The sequence below is a fragment of the Roseibium sediminicola genome (assembly GCF_023156505.1).
In the GTDB taxonomy this organism is placed as follows: domain Bacteria; phylum Pseudomonadota; class Alphaproteobacteria; order Rhizobiales; family Stappiaceae; genus Roseibium; species Roseibium sediminicola.
In genome coordinates, this window is record NZ_JALNMJ010000007.1 from 96,408 (window position 1) to 117,940 (window position 21,533).

Below are 21,533 nucleotides of genomic sequence, written 5' to 3' on the forward strand. Positions count from 1 at the left end.
GAGCAAGCGATGGGAGCGATCCAGCTCAACAAGGTCGAAAAGTGGTTCGGCAATCTGCAGGTTATCAAGGGCATCGACCTCGACATCAAGGACGGCGAATTCGTGATTTTCGTCGGCCCGTCCGGCTGCGGAAAGTCGACGCTGCTACGCCTGATTTCAGGCCTTGAGGAAACCAGCCGGGGCACGATCGACATCGACGGCAAGGATGTCACGGCCCTGCCGCCGTCCGGCCGTGGGCTCTCCATGGTGTTCCAGTCCTATGCGCTTTATCCGCATATGTCTGTGCGCGAAAATGTCGGCTTCGGGCTGAAGACGGCCGGTGTGCCCAAGGCGGAAATCGACCGGAAGGTCAATGCCGCCGCCGAAGTGCTGAAGCTTGACGATTATCTCGACCGGCGGCCCAAGGCCCTCTCCGGCGGTCAGCGCCAGCGGGTTGCCATCGGCCGCGCGATCGTGCGCGAGCCGAGTGCCTTCCTGTTCGACGAACCGCTGTCGAACCTGGACGCGGCCCTGCGCGTCGAAATGCGGTTCGAGGTGGCCCGCCTCCACAAGAGCCTCGGCACGACGATGATCTATGTGACCCATGACCAGGTCGAAGCGATGACGCTGGCCGACAAGATCGTGGTCCTGCAGGGCGGCACCATCGAGCAGGTCGGCTCACCGCGCGAGCTTTATGAGCGGCCGGACAATCTGTTCGTCGCCCAGTTCATCGGCTCGCCCAAGATGAATGTGCTGCCCTGTTCGGTCGATGGCGACCGGTTCTCCCTGCAGGGCCATGGCGGCGGGCACTATCCGCATGCGAGCGCCACACAGGCACCGGTAAAGCTCGGCTTTCGCCCGGAGCACATGCAGGTGGTCGGTGTAGGCGAAGGCCATTGCACCGGGACGGTGGAAGTCGCCGAATATCTCGGCGCCGACACGTTTCTCTATGTGGCTCTGGACGGGTTGGAAACGGTTCTCGTGCGGATCAGCGGGGCGGAAACTGTCGAGGAAGGGGCGCGAATCGGTCTGAAGTTCGATGAATCCCGCATGCATTTCTTTGATGTGGAGGGGCGGGCGGTCAGGTCGCTCTAACCGGCCGATCTCAATTCTTGCACAGGATCTGGACCGTGTAGAGGGCGGCTTCCTCGTCGATCACGGTCGGGCTCTTGAGGCGGGTGATCGTGTTGTAGGCGGGCGCGAGGCCGAGGCTTTCCATGAAGGTGGACATCAGCCGGCCGCGAATGGCGAAGTTGATGTTTTCCGGCAGGTCGCCGGCCACCTGCAATGTCTTGAACTTGTCCAGCCGCGAGACAACGGTGCCGATCACGGCGCCGGTCCGATCAAGCACCGGCCCGCCGGAATTGCCGGGCTGAACCGGGGCGGACACCATGAAATGGCGTATGTCGCCCCTGACGCCCGCCAGTGACGAGACGATGCCGTAAGTGAAGTTCAGATTGTTGTCGAGAAGCTGCGCGAAGGGATAGCCGAGGACAAAGACTTCCTCGCCGCGCACGATCGGCTGCTCGGCTCTAAACTGCGCAAAATGCTCGGCATGTTTGTTGTCCAGCTGAATGATGGCGAGATCATTGACCAGATCCGCCTGCACCAGGCTGGCCGTGCCATGGCCGGCGACTTCCAGGAAACTGCACTCGCTGACCACATGGGCGTTGGTGCCGATGTGGCCGGCTGCCGTGACCAGATAACCGGACCCGGAGGAGGATCCCGCCGGCATCTTGCGGCCGCGGTCCGACTTGCCGGTGATACGCACCGCTTTTTCCGGGTCTCTTCCCCCTGAATTCAGATCGGGCGCGGATGTCATCGCGTCCAGCTTGCCCGTGTCCGGGCCGCCTTCGTAAAACCGCAGGCTGTTGGACATCGCCACGGCGACACGGTCCATGAAAACAGCGTGTTTCGGATCCCAGGACAGGGAAAAGCCGCGGCTGTCGCCGGAGGTTTTCATGATCCTGACATAGAAGTCGCGGCCGTCCTGCGTGCCGGAGACGGCAAAATAGTCGTTGCGGAGCAGTTTGGTGTCGACTTTCCTGTCACGACCGTTTCGCGTCAGACGCTTGTAGAGATCCTTGTAGGCCGTTTCGCTACTGGCAACGCTGAGCGTTTCCAGCTCAATGCTGTTGTCGTAGGCCTGCCAGCGTTGCCCGCGTTTGCTCGGGCCGGGTTCCTCGAACAGTTTTACAGGCACGCCGAGCGTGATCCCGGTCGAGGCATCGTTCTTGGTCTCGAAGCCGACCCGTTTGACCAGGTCCAGGCCGTCGCGTTGCAGGACGAGCATTTCGGCGGCATCGAGGACGCCGTCGGGCGTATACTCCCGGTGCTCCTGAAAGGAGGTCAGCGCGTTGTAGGTCAGCTTGCCGAAGGCGCCGTCGACGATCGAAGCGTAGTCGCCGGTAAAGACCAGGAGGAACTGCGTGCGGATGCGTTCCTGGTAGCTCATCTCGTTGAACCAGGTCTTCGAGCTCCTGTAATCCGCCTGGCTTGCGCCGGCCGAGACACATAATAAAAGGATCGCAATAAGGACTGAACGCATCACCAGCTCCCGCACCCGTGGTCGCGCACTACAGTTTAACAAAACCGGGCGCTAGGGAACAGGACGGGACAGGTCCGTGGGGGATATCTCTGAATAAGACCGGTGGGAAACGCCGCGCACCAGGGCAGGCCCTGGTCAAAGCGGAATGACATCCACCTTGTGGCTGGTCGTCTGGCCGCCTGCGGTGCGCAGCACACCCTTGACCGGGGCAACGTCGCCATAATCGCGGCCGCGGGCCACGACCACATGGTCCTGGCCAACCCGCAAGGCGTTGGTCGGGTCGTATTCGATCCAGCCGACCTCAATGCCGCACCAGGCCCGGACCCAGGCATGCATGGCGTCGGCGCCCTCCAGGCGCGGCTGACCCTTGGGCGGGATCGTGCGCAGGAAACCGCTGATATAGCCCGCCGGAATGCCGAGACTGCGCAGGCAGGCAATCATGATGTGGGAAAAATCCTGACAGACCCCGTGACGGCGCTCGAAGGCTTCCAGCGCCGGCGTGTCCACTGTCGTCGCGTCGGCGTCGAATTTGAGATCCGCATTGAGGGCCTTTCCGATCGCCTCGACGGCTGCAAGCGTGCTCATGTCCGGCGACACATGCTCCTCGGCATAGACCGCGAATGCCGGGTCGAGCGGCAACCGGGGCGAGGGGGCGAGGAAATGGACCGGTTCCTTCGGCGCCAGGGACTGGACGCCGGAAAGCTCCTTCGCCAGTTGTCGCAAGGGCGGAGAAATGTCCAGTTCCTCTGGCATTGCGGTCCGGTCGACCCGCGCCTTCAGCTTGAAGGTAAGCTCGCTATGGGGCTTGCGATAGGCGACATCGGTGACCGCGTTGCCGAAAAAATCGACGCGGTCATGCCGTTCCGACGGCCCCGGCTGCAGGTGGATCTGGCCGGCAAGCAATCGCTGTTCACCCGAAATTGTGGCCGGCATCAGCCGCAGGGCATGGAGGCCCGCATTGGCCGGACTGGCATATTTGTAGCTGATTTCGAGGTTCAGGTCGTAAAGCACAATGGTCTCGTTACCTGTGGTTTCCAGGATCCGGCGCGCACTGACGGTGCGGCCTTGGGATCAGCGGATATAGGCACTGGTCAGTTCCACGGAGAGATAGGCGATCTGGTCTCTGAGTTCGCCGAGCTTTTCCGGGCTCAAGGTGTCGGGGGTTGAGATTGCCAGGCTGGTATGGATCTGCAGCACGGAGCGGGCAAGCTCCGACAGGTGACCGTGTTCCGCCGCGCCGGGCAGAGCGCTGACATGGTCTTTCATGTCGGTGAGCTGATAGAGCACCGCGCGCGGGTTCTTTGTGTCCATGGCCAGAAGATCCAGCACCGTGGAATGGCTGAGCGACACCGCGTAGCGGCGGCTCATCGACATGGCGCTGTCGCCAACCTCCAGCAGCAGTTCCAATGACCCTTCCGGTGCGTCCTCGACGGTGAATTCGGCGAGCAGATCAGCCATGCGGTGAGCACGCTCGAGCGCCCGGCCGATGCTGAGGAAGCGCCATCCGGTGAAGCGGTACATGTTTTCATGCACCAGGCCGGAAAAGCCGGTGATCTTGCGCAGGAGAAGGCCCATGGCGCGGGTCACATCGGCGCTTTCGCGCATGGTGCGCCGGGCGCCATTGGCGGTCTGGGCAAGGTCGTTCAGGGCGAGCCAGCCGTCGACGGAGAAGCGGTCGCGCACCTTGGCGGCGCTGGCAACGGCCGATTGCAGCATGTCGCAGAGGCCTTCCGGAATAGGATCGCTCGGCGCGACGCCGATCTTGTCCAGGAACTCCCCCGTCTGGGCCGCCAGCGGGGCTTCGGGATCCGCCGTTTCCAGGAGCCTTGCGTGGTAGGCGCGCAGCAACCGCACGGCGCCCTCGGCCCGTTCGACATACCGGCCGAGCCAGAACAGGTTGTCGGCGGCGCGCGAGGGTAGGGCGCCGCTCTGGGTCTTGAAAAACGGCGATTCCGTTTGGTGCAGCAGCGTTTCCTTGACCGGCTTCTGACCGCCGACAATCCAGACATCGGCAGCCGATCCGCCCGACTGCATGGCAATCGCGCTGGCGTCTTCCGTGCGGCCGATCCGGGCAAAGCCGCCGGCCATGACCTCCCAGCCCTGGGATGTGCGCGCCAGAAACACCCTGAGACTCATCGGCCGCGGCAGCAACTGGCCGTCATGATAGGCCGGTGTCGTCGACAGGGTGACGGCTTCCTGGCCGACCAGGTTGCCGGCTTCGGTGTCGATCCAGCTGTCCAGGATGCCCTGGTTCAGCTTGTCAAAATCCTTACCGATAAAATCGGTCTGGGCCGAGGCGAAGGGCAGCGCCGTGCTCAGCGCCGGGCTGAACATCATGGTACCGGCATGCTGTTTCACATAATCGCGCGTAGAGGCTTCGCCGCACCACCAGGTGGCGACGTTGGGCAGCTTCAGGGGCTCGCCGAGCAGGAATTCTGAAATCCGCGGCAGGAACGCCAGCAGCGCCCGCGTTTCCAGAATGCCGGTGCCGAGCGCATTGACCATGGAGACGGTGCCGCCGCGCACCGCCTGCACCAGCCCGGGCGTGCCGATCTGCGACGTCTCGTTCAACTCGACCGGATCGGTCCAGGCTGCGTCCAGCCGCCGCCACAATACGCTGACCGGTTTCGGTCCGGCGACGGTGCGCACCATCAGCTTGCCGTTCTCGACCGTCAGATCCTCGCCCTCCAGCAGCATGAAGCCGAGATAGCGGGCGATATAGGCATGTTCGAAATAGGTGTCGTTCAGCGGTCCCGGTGTCAGGATGGACACACGGCTATCGGGTTCCGCGCGCAGCTCCAAAAGGTGGTCGCGGAAGCGGCGGAAAAAGCCTGCCAGGCGGTGCACGTTGGCCTTGGCGAAGAATTCGTTGAAGACGCGGCCGGTGGCCACCCGGTTTTCCAGGGCAAAACCTGCGCCGGAGGGAGCCTGGGCACGGTCGGACAGCACCCACCAGGTGCCATCCGGTCCGCGGCCGATCTCAAAGGTCAGAAAATGCAGGAAGTGACCGGATTTCGGTTCAATGCCCACCAGCGGGCGCTGCCACTCCGGGCTCTGCGCAATCAGGCCGGCAGGCAGGTAGCGCTCGGAGACGAGACGGTTCGGGCCATAAAGATCGGCGACCACCTTCTCCAGAAGTTCGGCTCGCTGGGTTAACCCGTCCGAAATCACCTGCCAGTCTTCCTGGCTGATGATCACCGGAATGTGGCTGAGCGGCCATTCCCGCTCATTGGCGCCGTCCTGGCCATACTGGCGGAAATAGACGCCGGCATCGTTCAGATACTGGTTGCCGCGCGCAAAGCGTTCCGTGACCTCGTCCGCAGACAGCTTCGACAGGTGATCGAGAAAGGGCCGCCATACCGGGCGGACGCGGCCGTCCGGATACAGGAGCTCGTCGGAGACACCCGGAAAAGGGCTATAGGCCTTCAAAAGGCTGTAATCGAGTGCCCCTTTTTCTGTGTCTTCATCCAGGCTCATGCATCAGTTTCCAGGCGGTGCGTTCGTCGGTGGCAAATGCCCGACCATCTCCGGCCGGGCATTCGGACCTTATCTCACGCATTACCATAGAGCATCTTGTTTGCATTCGATTAAACGCGCGATGCTTCAGGATCGTCAGACATTCTGCGGTCTGCGCAAGTCCAGGGTCAACGGGAACTCCGGATGGGGCCGTTCCAGGCCCGGCATATAGAGACCCGGATTGTGGCCATGCGGCTCGAAGCGGGCCAGGCGCCGCGCCTCCGCCTCGTTGCCGTTGACCGGGAAGGTGTCGTAGTTGCGCCCGCCTGGATGAGCAACGTGATAGACGCAGCCGCCAAGCGCCCGGCCGCTCCAGCGGTCGAAGATGTCGAAGGTCAGCGGCGCGTCGACCGGGTGGACCGGATGCAGAGCCATGGCCGGCTGCCAGGCCTTGTAGCGCACCCCGGCCACGGAGACACCGTTGGTTTCGGTTTTCTGCAAGGGCATCATACGGCGGTTGCAGGTGACGGTGTAGCGTTCCGGATCGCTGCAGGTGAGCTTGACCTGCAGGCGCTCGGTGGAGCTGTCGGTGTAGCGCACCGTGCCGCCGATGGCGCCGGTCTCGCCCAGAACATGCCAGGGCTCCAGCGCCTGGCGCAGCTCCAGATGGACCCCGTCGATTTCCAGTTCGCCGCAGAACGGAAAGCGGAACTCGGCCTGTGCCTCGAACCAGTCCGGCCTCATCTGGAAGCCATGATGCTCCAGATCCCGCAAGACATCGAGAAAATCGGTCCAGACATAATGCGGCAGCATGAAGCGGTCGTGGAGCGCCGTGCCCCAGCGGGTGAGGTTACCGGACAGCGGATGCTGCCACAGCCGGGCGATCAGCGCGCGCAGGAGCAGCTGCTGGGCAAGGCTCATGCGCGGATCGGGCGGCATCTCGAAACCGCGGAACTCGACCAGGCCCAGGCGCCCGGTCGGACCGTCAGGCGAATAGAGCTTGTCGATGCAGATCTCGGCCCGGTGGGTGTTGCCGGTGACATCCACCAGCAGATTGCGCAGGAGCCGGTCGACCAGCCACGGGAACGGCGCGGGGCCTTCCTGTGGCCGGTGGATCTGGGCGAGGGCGACCTCAAGCTCATAAAGCCCGTCGTGGCGAGCCTCGTCGACCCTCGGCGCCTGGGAGGTCGGGCCGATGAAAAGGCCGGAGAACAGGTAGGACAGGCTCGGGTGGCGCTGCCAGTGCAGGATCAGGCTGCGCAGGAGATCCGGGCGCCGCAGGAACGGGCTGTCGAGCGGCGTTGCTCCGCCGACCACCACATGATTGCCGCCGCCGGTGCCGGTGTGCTTGCCGTCGATCATGAACTTGTCTGCGCCGAGGCGCGACTGCCGGGCGTCTTCATAGACGCCTTCGGTGATGTCGACGCAGTCCTTCCAGCTTTCGGCCGGATGGATGTTGACCTCGATCACGCCCGGATCCGGAGCCACCCGGATGACATTCAGGCGCGGGTCGGTTGGTGGCGGGTAACCCTCGATATGCACCGGCAGGCCGAGGTCGGCGGCGGCGCTTTCGGCCACGGAAACCAGCTCCAGGTAATCCTCGAGCCGCTCAACTGGCGGCATGAACACACACAGGCGTCCGTCGCGCGGCTCGGTGGACAGGGCGGTGCGAACCGCGCCTTCGCCGAATTCGTCCTCCGGCAGGCTTTGTTCGCGCCGGTCCTGCTGGGCCTCGCTGGCGGTGAAACGGGCGACATCCTGCTTGCGGTCAGGTTTCGGTCCCGCCGGAAAGTCAGGCAGGGGATCGCGTGGTACGGTTGGATCGGCAATGTTCGTGTACGGATATTGCGACGGCGGCACGTGCGGCAGAGATTCCAGCGGGATCCGGTAACCGACCGGGCTGTCGCCGGGCACAAGGAAGAGCGCGTCACGGCGCAGTTTCCAGCGTTCGGAGCGCCAGCGCTTGCCGGCGGCGGCTTTTGCCTGCCAACGCTGAACCGGCAGCACATAACCTGCCGGCGAGGCCAGACCCCGGTCGAACACCTTTGCGATGCGATGACGGGCTTCGGCGTCTTCCAGCTTGGAATTGGCCGGCGTGACGTTGTCCGGGAGATTGGCTTCCTTGACCAGCCAGACCGCGGGATCTTCGTAAGCCGGAACCACATAATCCGGGTCGATCTCAAGCCGGTCGGCAATGGCCTTCATCAGGGCCTCGGCCTTCGGCGCATCCGCGCCGGTGTCCTGGCCCTCGTCGGCAATCAGCTCCGGGTCGTGCCAGATCGGCTTTTCGTCCCGGCGCCAATAGAGCGAAAAGGTCCAGCGCGGCAGGGTCTCGCCCGGATACCACTTGCCCTGGCCGTAATGCAGGAAGCCGCCCGGGGCGAACCGGTCGCGCAGGCGACGGATCAGGGTGTCGGCCAGTTCGCGCTTGGTCGGACCGACCGCGTCGGTGTTCCATTCGGGGGCCTCGAAATCGTCGATCGAAACAAAGGTCGGTTCGCCGCCCATGGTCAGGCGGACGTCTTCCTGGGCGAGGATCCGGTCGACCTTGTCGCCAAGCCGGTTGAGCGCGGTCCAGGCGTCATCGGAAAACGGCTTGGTGATGCGCGGGTGCTCCGCGACCCGGGCGACCTTCATGTCGAAGGCAAAATCGACATCCGCCTTGCTGGCCATGCCCACGATCGGTGCGGCATTGGTGTAATGCGGCGTGGCGGCGAGCGGAATATGGCTCTCGCCGGTCAGCAGGCCTGAGGTCGGGTCGAGGCCGATCCAGCCTGCGCCGGGCAGATAGACCTCTGCCCAGGCATGCAGGTCGGTAAAGTCGTGGTCTGTTCCGGAAGGGCCGTCCAGGGCTTCCAGATCCGGCTTCAGCTGGATGAGATACCCGGAGACGAACCGGGCTGCGAAACCCAGATGCCGGAGGGCCTGGACGAGAAGCCAGCTGGAGTCCCGGCAGGAGCCGGTACCTTTCTCGAAGGTTTCCTCGGGCGTCTGCACGCCCGGTTCCATGCGAATGACATAGCCGACTGCCTGGGAGACGCGCGCGTTCAGCATGACAACGAAATCGACCGTGCGCATTTCGTCCTTCGGGATCGTTTCCAGAAAGGCCGTCATGCGCGGTCCGGTCGGGTCCAGGCGCCGGTAGATCTGCAGGTCTTCGTTGAGTTCGGGCGGATAATCGAACGGCCAGGTCTCCGCGCGCTCCTCGACGAAAAAGTCGAAGGGGTTATAGACCGTCATGTCGGCGACCAGATCGACCTCGATCTTGAATTCGCGGACCGGCTCGGGGAAGACGAACCGGGCCAACCAGTTTCCGTAGGGATCCTGCTGGTGATTGACGAAGTGATTGGACGGCGACACTTTCAGGGTATGCGACAGCACCTTTGTTCGGCTGTGAGGCGCGGGGCGGAGCCGGATGATCTGTGGGCTTAATGTGACCGGTCGGTCGTATCGGTAATGAGTGAGATGATAAATGCTTGCTCTTATGGACATTTCCTGGGCCCCGATCCGCTGCCGATCAATCACGCGGCTTCAGGTTTTCACAAAATGACACACCGCACCACGTCTTTCTGCGGGCGGAATTCCCTGGCAGGGTTTGCCAACAATGCGCCTGCAGGAATAAAAGAAAACTTTAGTAAAATTGCTCCGGCTCTACTGGTTCTGTTAAGCATTTCGCCATCTTGCCGGGCACATACTGCTGATGTGTCCTCTGTTGCTGTATTTTGAGCTTGCATTGAAATTGTCTTGCTTTACGTAAACGGAATGCACAGGACGTGCAGTTTGCAGCTCAGGCCGGGCCAGCGCATGCGCAGCAGCCCGGTGAAAAGGCACCATGCCGGAGCAATCCGATTGCTTCAGGTGAATAAAATGTGCGTAAGCGGCTGCTTTCACTACAGAACGTAACGTGAGTGGCTAAGATGGCCTTGGGTGCCTGGTACCCAGGGTGGATAGGGATTCCTGTTTGGCACGGCAGGAAACCGGGTGAAGGATTTCGATGTTCGTCAGGCTCGTGTGCATAATGTGTTTCTGGATCGCTTCTTTTGCGGTTCAGGCGGCCGATTTTCGCGTTACCTTCATCAATCCGGGCGACGACACCGGGTTCTGGGGAGAAGTCGCGAAGACCATGTCGGCCGCGGCCAGGGATCTGAATGCCGATCTGGAAATCCTGAACGCCAACCGGCGGCCCTATGCCATGGAAGAATTGCTCAGCCACCGGCTGGAGCGCGGAGACCTCCCCGACTATTTCATTCTTGTGAACGAAAACCAGGCGGCTGCGCGGCTGATGCAGCTGATGGAAGGTCATCCCAGCAAGGTTCTGTTCCTGCTCAACAAGCTGACCCCGAACCAGAAAACCAACCTGGAACGGCGCAATATCGACCTGCGCAGTATCGTTGCCTCGATCGTTCCGGACAATGAAACCGCGGGTTACGACATGGCGACGAGCCTGATCGAAAAGGCCCGCCGCTCCGGATCGTTCAAGGGCAAGATCCGGTTGCTGGCCCTGACCGGTGATACAAACACCCCTGCCGGTTTGCAGCGCGAGCTCGGTATGCTGCGCGCGGTTGCCGATCATTCCGACGTCAAGCTGGTTCATGCCATTCCGGTGGACTGGAGCGAAGAGCTCGCCTATCAGCGCACCAGGGATGTTCTAGCGCGAACCCGTGTGGACATTGTCTGGGGGGCCAGTGACGATCTGGCGCTGGGGGCGCAGAAGGCTGCCCGGGAAGCCGGTCTTGTGGCTGGTAAGAACATTTTCTTTGCGGGTCTGAACTGGTCGAAGCGCGGCATGGATGCCGTCGCCACCGACGGCATGACCATGAGTCACGGCGGCCACTTTTTTGCCGGAGCGTGGTCGATGGTGATGCTGCGCGACCATTTCTTCAAGAGCGTCAAGGGCGAGGTCTTCGTCGACGTCCTGTTCAAGATGTCGCCGATCACGATGGACAATGTCGAGGTCTATCTGACGCATCTCGGGGACGGCGACTGGGACAAGATCGATTTCACCCGCTTTTGCAAGTCACGTACCGGCCGCAGCCATTACGATTTTTCCGCCGAAGCCATCCTTGAGGCGGCGGGCAGCTGACCATCTTTCCATAACTTCTTGAATTCTCTCCTATCCAAGCGCCTTTCCGGGGCGCTATAGATCCGGGAAGGGCCGCGTTCCAATGAGCCCAGGGAGAGAGCGATGACGAAGCAAACCGACGAGACCGGCGCCTATAATCCGGAAAAGGAAGGCGCCGAGATGCGCTTTGCCGACAAGATGTCCTATGGCGATTATCTCGGTCTGCCGCGGATCCTGAGCGCCCAGGCGCCGCTGTCCGATGCACCGGACGAATTGCTCTTTATCATCCAGCACCAGACGTCGGAACTCTGGATGAAGCTGATGCTGCACGAGCTGAATTCGGCCCGGGATGCGATCGCCGACGATCACATGCCCGAGGCGATGAAGCTGCTGGCGCGGGTGAGCCGCATCATGGAGCAGCTCAATTCCGCCTGGGACGTGCTCCGGACGATGACCCCGAGCGACTACACCAAGTTCCGCGATGCGCTGGGCATGTCGTCGGGTTTCCAGTCGCTGCAATACCGCCTGATCGAATATGCGCTCGGTAACCGCAACACCGCCATGGTCAGGCCGCATGAGCACGATCCGGACAGTGTCGCGCTGTTGAAGGCCGAGCTGGCGCGGCCAAGCCTTTATCAGGTGGTGCTGTCCTTTGCCCGCCGCCGGGGCCTTGCCGTGCCGGAGGCGATCACCGACACGCCATCGGCTGTACCGCACACGGAAGTGCCGGAGATCATGGCGCTGTGGCAGACGGTCTACCGGGACCCGTCCGCCCATTGGGCGCTTTATGAAGTCGGCGAGAAGCTGGTCGATCTGGAAGATTATTTCCGCCGCTGGCGCTTCAATCACGTCACCACGGTGGAGCGCGTGATCGGCTTCAAGCGCGGCACCGGCGGCACCGGCGGCGTCTCCTATCTGAAACGCATGCTGGAAGTGGAACTCTTCCCCGAACTCTGGCACGTGCGCACGGCGCTTTGAGACTGATAAGGCGGGACGGGCAATAGGTGAGAAGGGGCGCGAAATGTCACTTCTCCCGCCGCAGGGACCTGAGCGCTGAAAAAGACTCGCACTCACCGGCGTCATCCCTGTCAAGCGAAGCGCGAGCCGGGACCGGGGAGGCAGACGCTTTTGATCCTCAGCTCCCTTCAGCATGCAGGCCCGGGCTCCCCGATCCCGGGTCTTCGCTCCGCTGCGCCCGGGAAGACGGTGTTAGGGCTTTCGGCAGACTATGAGAGGCCGAATGTCCGTTTGCGTCAGGACATCCCGGTTGTGGTGTGCCGAGTCATGGGCGTCGAACTCCACCCCTTCCTTATTCTCCGAATTGCGTGTTTGCCATCGGCGAGGCTGCCGATAGAGTGTCTTGCCAAGAGCCTCCAAGAAGGCTCGACGGGATTGAAAGAGAGGGGATTTTCGAAATGTTCAAACAGCTTGCAGCCACGGCCAGTGTCCTGGCCCTTCTGACCGGCGGTGCCTTGGCCGAACCGGTCAAGGTCGGCATGATCACCACGCTCTCGGGCGGTGGCGCCGGGCTCGGCATCGATGTGCGCGACGGGTTCCTGCTGGCGGTCAAGCAGGCCGGCAACGAGGATCTGGAAGTCATTGTCGAGGACGATCAACGCAAACCGGATGTGGCGGTGCAGCTCGCCGACAAGCTGGTCCAGTCGGAAAAGGTCGATGTCCTCACCGGCATAATCTGGTCGAACCTGGCCATGGCTGTGGTGCCGTCCGTGACCGCGCAGGGCAAGTTCTACCTGTCGCCGAATGCCGGACCGTCCGCGCTGGCAGGCAAGGGCTGCCATCCGAACTATTTCAACGTCGCCTGGCAGAACGACAACCTGCATGAGGCCGCAGGCGCCTATGCCAAGGAAGCCGGCTACAAGAACAGCTTCATCCTGGCACCGAACTATCCGGCCGGCCAGGACGCGCTGACCGGTTACAAGCGCTTTTACGGCGGTGATCTGGCCGGTGAAATTTACACCAAGCTTGGCCAGACGGATTACGCCGCCGAACTTGCCCAGATCCGTGCGTCGGGCGCCGACAGCGTCTTTTTCTTCCTGCCGGGTGGCATGGGCATTTCCTTCCTGAAGCAGTATGCCGACAGCGGCATCGACCTTCCGGTGGCCGGTCCGGCCTTCTCGTTCGACCAGGGCATCCTGCAGGCCGTCGGCGATGCGGCACTGGGTGTGAAAAACACCAGCCAGTGGAACAAGGATCTCGACAACGACGCCAACAAGGCCTTTGTCGAGAGCTTCCAGGCCGAATATGGCCGCCTGCCGTCGCTCTATGCGTCCCAGGGCTTTGATACGGCCAACCTGCTGTTGTCCGCGATGGCCAAGGCCGACGTGAAAGACGCCGATGCGTTCCGCGCCGCGCTGGAAGCGGCCGATTTTGCCTCGACCCGCGGCGATTTCAAATTCGGTCCCAACCATCACCCGATCCAGGACATCTATGTCCGGGAGGTGATCAAGGAAGGCGACGTCTACACCAACAAGATCATCGGCACCGCGCTGGAAGATCGCGCGGACGCCTATGCGGCCGAGTGCAAGATGTAGGTCGGACAGGTCCAATTGACGGAGAGAGCGCGGCCATTCGGCCGCGCCTTTTTGTTGTTCGGCAACCCTTCAGTTCGTCATCCCGGGCGAAGCAGAGCGAAGACCCGGGATCGGGGAGCCCGAGTGTATCGACGCTATCAGACATGTAACGGTCAAACTGCGGGCTCCCCGGTCCCGGCTCGCGTTGCGCTTGGCCGGGAAGATGGCGGTTAGGGGGGCTACCTCCGAAACACCCCGGCCTCGATCATCTGCTGGAACATGTCCTCCATGGATTCCTTGTAGGGCCGATAGGTAACGCCAAGAGCGCGTTTGCTCTTGGAATTGTCGGCGCGCCACTTGATGTCGACATTGTTGGAAACGAATTTGCGCGAAATGCCGCCGAGGATCGGTCCGACGGCCCAGACGATCCATTTCGGCAGGGACTTGCGCGGGACCGGGTAACGGTCGCCGTATTTATCGATGAGGGCCTTGCCGAGTTCCAGGAGGTTGGTGTTGTGGCCCGAGACGATGTGGCGGCCCTCCGCATCCTCGACAAACCCCGCCGCGACATGGGCCTTGGCAAGGTCGCGGACATCGACAACGCCGATGCCGAGTTTCGGCGCGCCCTGTTTCATGGTGCCGTCGCCCATCTGTCGGACGATGTTGAAGCTTTCAGAGGTCGGCTTTTTGGCAAGAGCCGGTCCGATCACCAGCGACGGGTTGACGGTGACCAGCCTGAACCGGCTCTGGTTCTCGGCTATTTTCCAGGCTTCCTTCTCGGCCAGCGTCTTGGAGTAGCTGTAGGGCTGATAGGAAAGGGACGCGGTCGTGTTCCAGATCGCCTCGGTCAGGACGCCGCCAGGCGCCTGCTGGCAGTCAATGGCATCGGTGTAGATGGCAGCGCAGGAGCTGGTGACCACAACGCGCTTGACGCTCGGGGTCGCCGCGGCGGTTTCCAGAACGTTGCGGGTGCCTTGGACGGCCGGATCGATCAGTTCCTTTTGCGGGTCCTTGACTGAGACCGTGAAGGGCGAAGCGGTGTGAAAGACGACGGAACAGCCCTGCATGGCCGCCTCATAGGAGCCGGGTTGCAGAAGATCGGCCTTGAAGAACCTGATTTCGCCTGGAGCCGTTTCGGCAATCGCGGTCAGGTGCGAGAGCTTCTCCGTTGCCGCCGGATCGCGGACGGCCGCATGGACAGTGACGCCTGCTTCGAGCAGCTCTTTCACCAGCCAGCCGGCGACATAGCCGGTGGCGCCTGTGACCAGAACGGGGGCGTCGGTTGAAAGTGTCATTTGTTGGGTCCTCGTTCCACCTTTGGCGGGCCTGGGGTTCAGTCTTCAGGGTCTACCGAGAGCCTGTGGTCTGTTCCGGTCAACGTCTGCCGGGTGACGTATCCATATCTATCGTTCCGGGACCCTAGCTTCAAAGCCAATGGCGCCAACTTGACTGCAGATCGCGCCAATGGATCTCTTTCAACGCTGATGTTGCGATGCAGCATTTGTGACTGATTTTCGTTTTGCAGTGCAAAACGAAGCTAAAAAGAAGTCATTCTGCGTTTTAACTGAAAGACCCGAAACCGGATTTCGGGCTACCTCTCGTGTCAAATTTATGCCACACTAGGCTCGTTCGGTGGGGCTGATGACATCGAAGTGACAGTGTTTTTCACGCGCGGTCGTTCGAAATAACAGATAAAAATCAGCAAGTTATAGCCCGATAACGTAGGGCCGGATATCTACTAAAAAATTAGTTTGACATCGTGGCGAGGCTGTGACTTTGTATGTCCAGCCGGATAGTCACGGCGAAAATATCTCACGGGAGGAGATGCAGATGCGTAAGTATCTACTCTCCGCAGTCGCAGCTGGTGCTGTGCTTGCGGGAGCAGGGTCCGCTTTTGCTGACGAAGCAGCGGCCCAAAAATGGATCGACCAGGAATTCCAGCCGTCCGTTCTGTCGAAGGATGAGCAGCTTGCAGAAATGCAGTGGTTCATTAAGGCGGCCGAACCGTTCTCTGGCATGGAAATCAACGTCCTGTCAGAAGGCATTCCGACACACTCTTACGAGTCGGAAGTTCTAACCAAGGCCTTCGAAGAAATCACCGGTATCAAGGTCAATCACCAGATCCTCGGCGAAGGGGAAGTGGTGCAGGCCGTGCAGACACAGATGCAGACCGGCCGGAACCTCTATGACGCCTATGTCAACGATTCCGACCTGATCGGCACCCATTCCCGCCTGCAGCTGGCCTACAACCTGACCGACTGGATGGCAGGTGCTGCCAAGGACGTCACCAACCCTGGTCTCGACCTCGATGACTTCATGGGCACCCAGTTCACCACCGGTCCGGACGGCGATCTCTATCAGCTGCCCGACCAGCAGTTCGCGAACCTCTACTGGTTCCGCAAGGACTGGTTCGACCGCGAAGACCTGAAAGCGGCCTTCAAGGAAAAATACGGCTACGACCTGGGCGTTCCGGTCAACTGGTCGGCATATGAAGACATCGCCGAATTCTTCACCAAGGACGTGAAGGAAGTCGACGGCGTCACGATCTACGGTCACATGGACTACGGCAAGCGCGCACCGGATCTCGGCTGGCGCATGACCGATGCGTGGCTGTCCATGGCCGGTGCCGGCGACAAGGGTGAGCCGAACGGCATCCCGGTCGACGAATGGGGCATTCGCATGGAAGCGGGCACCTGTAACCCGGTGGGCGCATCCGTGTCCCGCGGTGGTGCCGCCAACGGTCCGGCCGCGGTCTACGCGATCCGCAAATGGGACGAATGGCTGCGCAACTACGCCCCTCCGGGCGCTGCCAGCTTCGACTTCTACCAGTCCCTGCCGGCTCTCAGCCAGGGCAACGTCGCCCAGCAGATCTTCTGGTACACCGCCTTCACCGCCGACATGGTGAAGCCGAAGTCCGAAGGCAACAACACCGTGGATGACGAAGGCACGCCGCTGTGGCGGATGGCGCCGAGCCCCCATGGTCCTTACTGGGAAGAAGGCCAGAAGGTCGGTTATCAGGACGTGGGTTCCTGGACCATTCTGAACTCCACTCCGGAAGACCGCGCGAAAGCTGCCTGGCTCTACGCTCAGTTCGTCGTCTCCAAGACGGTCGACACCAAGAAGAGCCATGTCGGTCTGACCTTCATCCGTGACAGTACGGTCAACCACGAGTCCTTTACCGAGCGCGCTCCGAAGCTGGGCGGCCTGGTCGAGTTCTACCGGTCTCCGGACCGGGTGGCCTGGTCCCCGACCGGCATCAACGTTCCGGATTATCCGAAGCTGGCCCAGATCTGGTGGCAGCAGATCGGTGACGTGAACTCCGGCGCCTTCACGCCGCAGGAAGCCATGGACCGTCTCGCGGAAGAAATGGACATCGTCATGGCCCGCATGCAGCAGGCCGACGAACGCGCCAACGTCTACGGTGGTTGCGGTCCGCGTCTGAACGAAGAGTCGGATCCGCAAGAGTGGCTCGCAAAGCCGGGTGCTCCGAAGGCCAAGCTCGAAAACGAGAAGCCGCAGGGCCAGACCGTCAACTACGACGAGCTGGTTGCTCGCTGGGCCAAGAACTAAGCCCTGAGTTGACTTAAAAAAACCGGACCGGGGCTTGTCCCCGGTCCCTCTCCGATCCGAAAGTGACGGGCCGCAACCGCTCAAGGTTGCCAATGGAGCCCAGTCCGGACGCGGGTAAGAAGCACAATGTCTCTAGAACTTAAAAACGTCAGCAAGCGCGTTGCCGGCATCACGCATGTCAAGGAAACGAGCCTGACGCTGCAACCGGGTCACTTCAATGTTCTCCTCGGGGAAACAGGCTCGGGCAAGACCTCGCTGATCAAGCTGATGGCCGGCCTCGACAGCCTGGCCTCCGGGCAGATCGTCCTGAACGGCAAGGATGTGTCCCGCCTGTCAGCGCAAAAGCGCAACATCAGCCTGGTGCACCAGTTTTTCGTCAACTACCCGCATATGTCAGTCTATGACAATATCGCCTCGCCGCTGAAGGTGGCCGGCATTGCCAAGTCTGAGATAGACGGCCGGGTGGAAGAAGCTGCGGCCATCCTGAAACTGAAGCCCTATCTCGACCGCAAGCCGAACGAATTGTCCGGCGGCCAGCAGCAGCGCACGGCGCTCGCCCGCGCCATCGTCAAGGAAAGCGACGCTGTGTTCCTCGACGAGCCGCTCGCCAACCTCGATTACAAGCTGCGCGAGGAATTGCGCGACCAGCTGCCGGAACTCTTTGCCGGCCGCGGCGCCGTGGTGGTCTATGCGACTTCCGAACCGGAAGAAGCTTTGCTGCTCGGCGGTCATACCGCCCTGATGACCGACGGCAACGTCGTCCAGTTCGGCCCGACCGCGGATATCTACCGCAAGCCCAAGGATCTCGATGCGGCCAAGGTGTTCTCCAACCCGCCGATCAACACGGCGCCGGTGAACAAGCAGGGCGACACGATCATCCTGAACGACGGCGTCCGCTGGCCGGCGTCCGGCGCGGCGGCGAGCCTGCGCGACGGGCCCTACACGCTGGCGATCCGGCCGCATCACGTGATGCCGGTGGAAAGCCCGCATCACAGCGTGCGTCTGCAGGGCAACGTTCTGGTGACCGAGCTCTCGGGCTCGGAAAGCAGCGCCCATTTCGACATGCAAGGCCAGTCCTGGGTGTCGCTGTCGCCGGGGGTCCATCCCTATTTCGTCGGCGAGGTCCACACGTTCTTCCTGGATCCCAGCCATTGTTTCTTCTTTGCGCCAAATGGCGACCTGGCGGCCTGAGGAGAGGACTTATGGCACAAATCAAACTCTCCAACCTGCGCCACAGCTACAGCCCGAACCCGTCGAGCGATGCTGATTACGCGCTGAAAAAAATCGACCTGACCTGGGACGACGGCGGCGCCTATGCGTTGCTTGGGCCCTCCGGCTGCGGCAAGTCCACGCTTTTGAACATCATTTCCGGCCTGCTGGTGCCGTCCGAAGGGCAGATCCTGTTCAACGATCAGGACGTGACCGCCCTGCCGCCGGCGAAGCGCAACATCGCCCAGGTGTTCCAGTTCCCGGTCATCTACGACACCATGACCGTCTACGACAATCTGGCCTTCCCGTTGCGCAACCGCGGCCGGGACGAGGACATCGTCAAGCAGCGCGTCATGGCGATTGCGGAAATGCTGGAAGTCGAGGACATGCTGACCACACGGGCGGCAAACCTCTCGCCGGACAACAAGCAGAAGATCTCCATGGGCCGCGGTCTCGTGCGTCAGGACGTCAATGTGGTCATGTTCGACGAACCGCTGACCGTGATCGACCCGCATCTCAAATGGAAACTGCGCTCCAAACTGAAAGAGCTGCATCTGAGGGTCAAGGCGACCATGATCTACGTCACCCACGACCAGACCGAAGCGCTCACCTTCGCCGACCAGGTGGTGGTGATGCAGGAGGGCGAAGTGGTTCAGATCGGCACGCCGGTCGAGCTTTTTGAACGCCCCGCGCACACCTTTGTCGGTCACTTCATCGGTTCGCCGGGCATGAATGTGCTGCCCTGCGACGTGAAAGGCGGCGCTGCCTTCTTCGGCGGCGAGAAGGTGGAACTGGAAGGCGCAGTCCAGGGCACCGGCGACGGTGCCGCGGAAATCGGCATCCGTCCGGAGTTCGTCTCGATCTCGTCCAACGGCTCCGGCGTTGCCGCCACCGTGCGCAAGGTCTCCGATATCGGTCGCCACAAGGTGGTCGAGGCAGTGGCTCATGACCAGCGCGTCCACGCCATCCTGGAAGGCGAAGCGCCCAATCACGGCGACGCCGTGAAACTCGACTTCAAACAAACCCAGACCCGGCTCTACAAGGACGGTTGGCTGGCAAGCACGCCGGGAGGGGGTGCCTGATGAAAACGCAAAACCAACGCGCCTGGCTGTTCGTCACCCCGGTGCTTCTGCTGGTCGCCTTCAACGCGCTCATCCCGATGATGACCGTGGTGAACTACTCGGTCCAGGAGACCTTCGGCGACAATCTGTTCTTTTGGGAAGGCCTCGGCTGGTTCGAGCAGATCCTGCGCTCCGAACGCTTCCATGCGGCGCTCGGCAGGCAGCTCTTCTTCACCGTGATGATCCTGATCATCGAGGTGCCGCTTGGTGTCGCCATCGCGCTCGCCATGCCCAAGAAGGGCTTCTGGGTGCCGTTCTGCCTGGTCACCATGGCCTTGCCGATGCTGATTCCGTGGAATGTGGTCGGTGCCATGTGGAACATCTTCACCCTGCCGGATATCGGCCTGCTGGGCTACTTTATGAACCACACGCTGGGCATTTCCTATGACATGACCCAGAACCCGGTTGCCGCCTGGGTGACCATCATCGTCATGGATGTCTGGCACTGGACGTCGCTGGTGGTGCTGCTTGCCTATGCCGGTCTCGTCTCGATCCCGAACGCCTATTACCAGGCTGCGGAAATCGACGGCGCGTCCAACTGGGCCGTGTTCCGCTTCATCCAGCTGCCGAAGATGAAAACGGTGCTGACCATTGCCGTGCTGCTGCGCTTCATGGACAGCTTCAACATCTACACCGAACCGTTCGTCCTGACAGGCGGCGGACCCGGCAACTCCACAACGCTGCTGTCGATCGACCTTGTGAAGATCGCCCTGGGTCAGTTCGACCTAGGACCGGCAGCCGCCATGTCCCTCATCTACTTCGCCATCACGCTGTTCGCCTCCTGGCTGTTCTATACGCTGATGACGATGAACGATAACAAGTCCTGAGGAGACCCATCATGCGCATGAAAAGCCTGGTCCCGATCCTCTACATTCTCTTCCTGATGCTGCCGATCTACTGGCTCGTCGCGATGAGCTTCAAGACCACCAACGAGATCCTGTCAGGGTTCACCCTGTTCCCGCAGACCTGGACCTTTGCCAACTATATCGAGATCTTCACCGATCCGACCTGGTATTGGGGTTACATCAACTCGATCATCTACGTGACCATCAACACGGTGATCTCGATCACCGTGGCCCTGCCGGCGGCCTATGCCTTCTCGCGCTACTCCTTCGTGGGCGACAAGCATCTGTTCTTCTGGCTGCTCACCAACCGCATGGCGCCGGCCGCCGTCTTCGCGCTGCCGTTCTTCCAGCTCTATTCGGCTGTCGGCTTGTTCGACACGCACCTGGCCGTCGCCCTGGCGCACTGCCTCTTCAACGTGCCGCTGGCGGTGTGGATCCTGGAAGGCTTCATGAGCGGGGTACCCAAGGAGCTGGACGAAACCGCCTATGTGGACGGCTATTCCTTCCCGCGGTTCTTCATGACCATCTTCCTGCCGGCCATCAAGTCCGGTGTCGGGGTGGCCGCGTTCTTCTGCTTCATGTTCTCCTGGGTGGAAATGCTGCTTTCCAAGACCCTGACAGCCGTTGAAGCCAAACCCATTGCCGCCGTGATGACCCGGACCGCTTCCTCCGCGGGCTATGAACTCGGGCTTTTGGCGGCCGCCGGGACCCTGACCATCATTCCCGGCGCCATCGTCATCTACTTTGTCCGTAACTACATTGCCAAGGGCTTTGCCCTGGGGAGGGTCTGATGCTTGGATGGATGGCCTGGACCTGGCCGACGGCGCTTCTGTTCGTCGGCATCTTTTCCGCGATCGGTTTCCTGACAGTCGTGGAACTCAAATACCCCGGCGGTCATGCCCGCAAGGGTGTCCTTGGACTGGAGACAACTCGCGGCGACCGCCTGTTCATCACGCTTCTGGGCACGGCCTATATCTTCCTGGCCTGGCTCGGGCTGATGGGTGAGCCGCTGTGGTGGCCGCTCGCGCTGAGCATGGCCTGGGGCGTGTTCTGCTTCTGGAAGGTCTGACGACCGCCCGCAAACCTCCGATGTCGTCATCCCGGCCAAGCGTCAGCGCGAGCCGGGATCGGGGAGCCGGGACACAAGCCGATTGGTGGCTCCCCGGCCCCGGATCTCCGCTCCGCTGCGTCCGGGATGACGAAACAGACGCC

General features: G+C 61.7%; 15 protein-coding genes. 10 read left to right on the forward strand and 5 right to left on the reverse strand.

The genetic code is table 11. The annotated features are described in order from the left end of the window. The first annotated feature begins 9 nt into the window (after nucleotides 1-9). Nucleotides 10-1,074 (forward strand): ABC transporter ATP-binding protein, encoded by a 1,065-nt coding sequence (locus tag M0H32_RS11980; protein WP_248154206.1) that lies wholly within the window; start codon nucleotides 10-12, stop codon nucleotides 1,072-1,074. Nucleotides 1,075-1,084: 10 nt separating this feature from the next. On the opposite strand, the gene M0H32_RS11985 is transcribed toward M0H32_RS11980, so the two are convergent. From M0H32_RS11985 to M0H32_RS12000, 4 genes are all read right to left on the reverse strand, one after another. Beyond that, complete coding sequence (locus tag M0H32_RS11985) at nucleotides 1,085-2,527, reverse strand: serine protease (protein ID WP_248154208.1); 1,443 nt, start codon at nucleotides 2,525-2,527, stop codon at nucleotides 1,085-1,087. 135 nt (nucleotides 2,528-2,662) lie between these two features. Continuing rightward, nucleotides 2,663-3,538, reverse strand: a complete 876-nt coding sequence (locus M0H32_RS11990; protein ID WP_248154209.1) for a transglutaminase family protein — start codon at nucleotides 3,536-3,538, stop codon at nucleotides 2,663-2,665. A gap of 60 nt (nucleotides 3,539-3,598) precedes the next feature. Further along, a complete protein-coding gene (locus tag M0H32_RS11995) occupies nucleotides 3,599-6,004 on the reverse strand; it encodes a circularly permuted type 2 ATP-grasp protein (RefSeq protein WP_248154212.1) in 2,406 nt (801 codons plus the stop codon). Nucleotides 6,005-6,139: 135 nt separating this feature from the next. After that, nucleotides 6,140-9,475 (reverse strand): transglutaminase family protein, encoded by a 3,336-nt coding sequence (locus tag M0H32_RS12000; RefSeq protein WP_248154214.1) that lies wholly within the window; start codon nucleotides 9,473-9,475, stop codon nucleotides 6,140-6,142. Nucleotides 9,476-10,001: 526 nt separating this feature from the next. Between M0H32_RS12000 and M0H32_RS12005 the strand changes: the two genes are divergently transcribed. The 3 genes from M0H32_RS12005 (at nucleotide 10,002) to M0H32_RS12015 (ending at nucleotide 13,597) form a co-directional block, all read left to right on the forward strand. Beyond that, nucleotides 10,002-11,066, forward strand: coding sequence for an ABC transporter substrate-binding protein (locus tag M0H32_RS12005; RefSeq protein WP_248154216.1), 1,065 nt, complete (start codon nucleotides 10,002-10,004; stop codon nucleotides 11,064-11,066). Nucleotides 11,067-11,168: 102 nt separating this feature from the next. After that, the gene (kynA, locus tag M0H32_RS12010) at nucleotides 11,169-12,023 is read left to right on the forward strand and encodes a tryptophan 2,3-dioxygenase (RefSeq protein ID WP_248154218.1); all 855 of its coding nucleotides are present in this window, start codon (nucleotides 11,169-11,171) and stop codon (nucleotides 12,021-12,023) included. 437 nt (nucleotides 12,024-12,460) lie between these two features. Continuing rightward, nucleotides 12,461-13,597, forward strand: a complete 1,137-nt coding sequence (locus M0H32_RS12015; protein ID WP_248154220.1) for an ABC transporter substrate-binding protein — start codon at nucleotides 12,461-12,463, stop codon at nucleotides 13,595-13,597. A gap of 218 nt (nucleotides 13,598-13,815) precedes the next feature. Here M0H32_RS12015 and M0H32_RS12020 read toward each other — a convergent pair whose 3' ends face one another. Further along, entirely contained in the window at nucleotides 13,816-14,871 is a 1,056-nt protein-coding gene (locus tag M0H32_RS12020; protein ID WP_248154222.1) for an NAD-dependent epimerase/dehydratase family protein, read from the reverse strand. A gap of 535 nt (nucleotides 14,872-15,406) precedes the next feature. Here M0H32_RS12020 and M0H32_RS12025 point away from each other — a divergent pair. The 6 genes from M0H32_RS12025 (at nucleotide 15,407) to M0H32_RS12050 (ending at nucleotide 21,390) form a co-directional block, all read left to right on the forward strand. Then, nucleotides 15,407-17,146 carry an ABC transporter substrate-binding protein gene (locus tag M0H32_RS12025; RefSeq protein WP_248154224.1) on the forward strand — a complete coding sequence of 580 codons (1,740 nt, stop codon included), beginning with the start codon at nucleotides 15,407-15,409 and terminating at the stop codon, nucleotides 17,144-17,146. A gap of 126 nt (nucleotides 17,147-17,272) precedes the next feature. Next, complete coding sequence (locus tag M0H32_RS12030; protein ID WP_248154225.1) at nucleotides 17,273-18,337, forward strand: ABC transporter ATP-binding protein; 1,065 nt, start codon at nucleotides 17,273-17,275, stop codon at nucleotides 18,335-18,337. Nucleotides 18,338-18,348: 11 nt separating this feature from the next. Beyond that, nucleotides 18,349-19,437 carry an ABC transporter ATP-binding protein gene (locus tag M0H32_RS12035; protein WP_248154227.1) on the forward strand — a complete coding sequence of 363 codons (1,089 nt, stop codon included), beginning with the start codon at nucleotides 18,349-18,351 and terminating at the stop codon, nucleotides 19,435-19,437. Beyond that, nucleotides 19,434-20,303, forward strand: a complete 870-nt coding sequence (locus M0H32_RS12040) for a carbohydrate ABC transporter permease (protein ID WP_248154500.1) — start codon at nucleotides 19,434-19,436, stop codon at nucleotides 20,301-20,303. The genes M0H32_RS12035 and M0H32_RS12040 overlap by 4 nt, the downstream gene beginning before the upstream one ends. Before the next feature lie 11 nt (nucleotides 20,304-20,314). Beyond that, entirely contained in the window at nucleotides 20,315-21,112 is a 798-nt protein-coding gene (locus tag M0H32_RS12045) for a carbohydrate ABC transporter permease (RefSeq protein ID WP_248154229.1), read from the forward strand. After that, on the forward strand, nucleotides 21,112-21,390 hold the full coding sequence (locus M0H32_RS12050; RefSeq protein ID WP_248154231.1) for a DUF2160 domain-containing protein: 279 nt from the start codon (nucleotides 21,112-21,114) through the stop codon (nucleotides 21,388-21,390). The genes M0H32_RS12045 and M0H32_RS12050 overlap by 1 nt, the downstream gene beginning before the upstream one ends. Nucleotides 21,391-21,533: the final 143 nt, after the last annotated feature.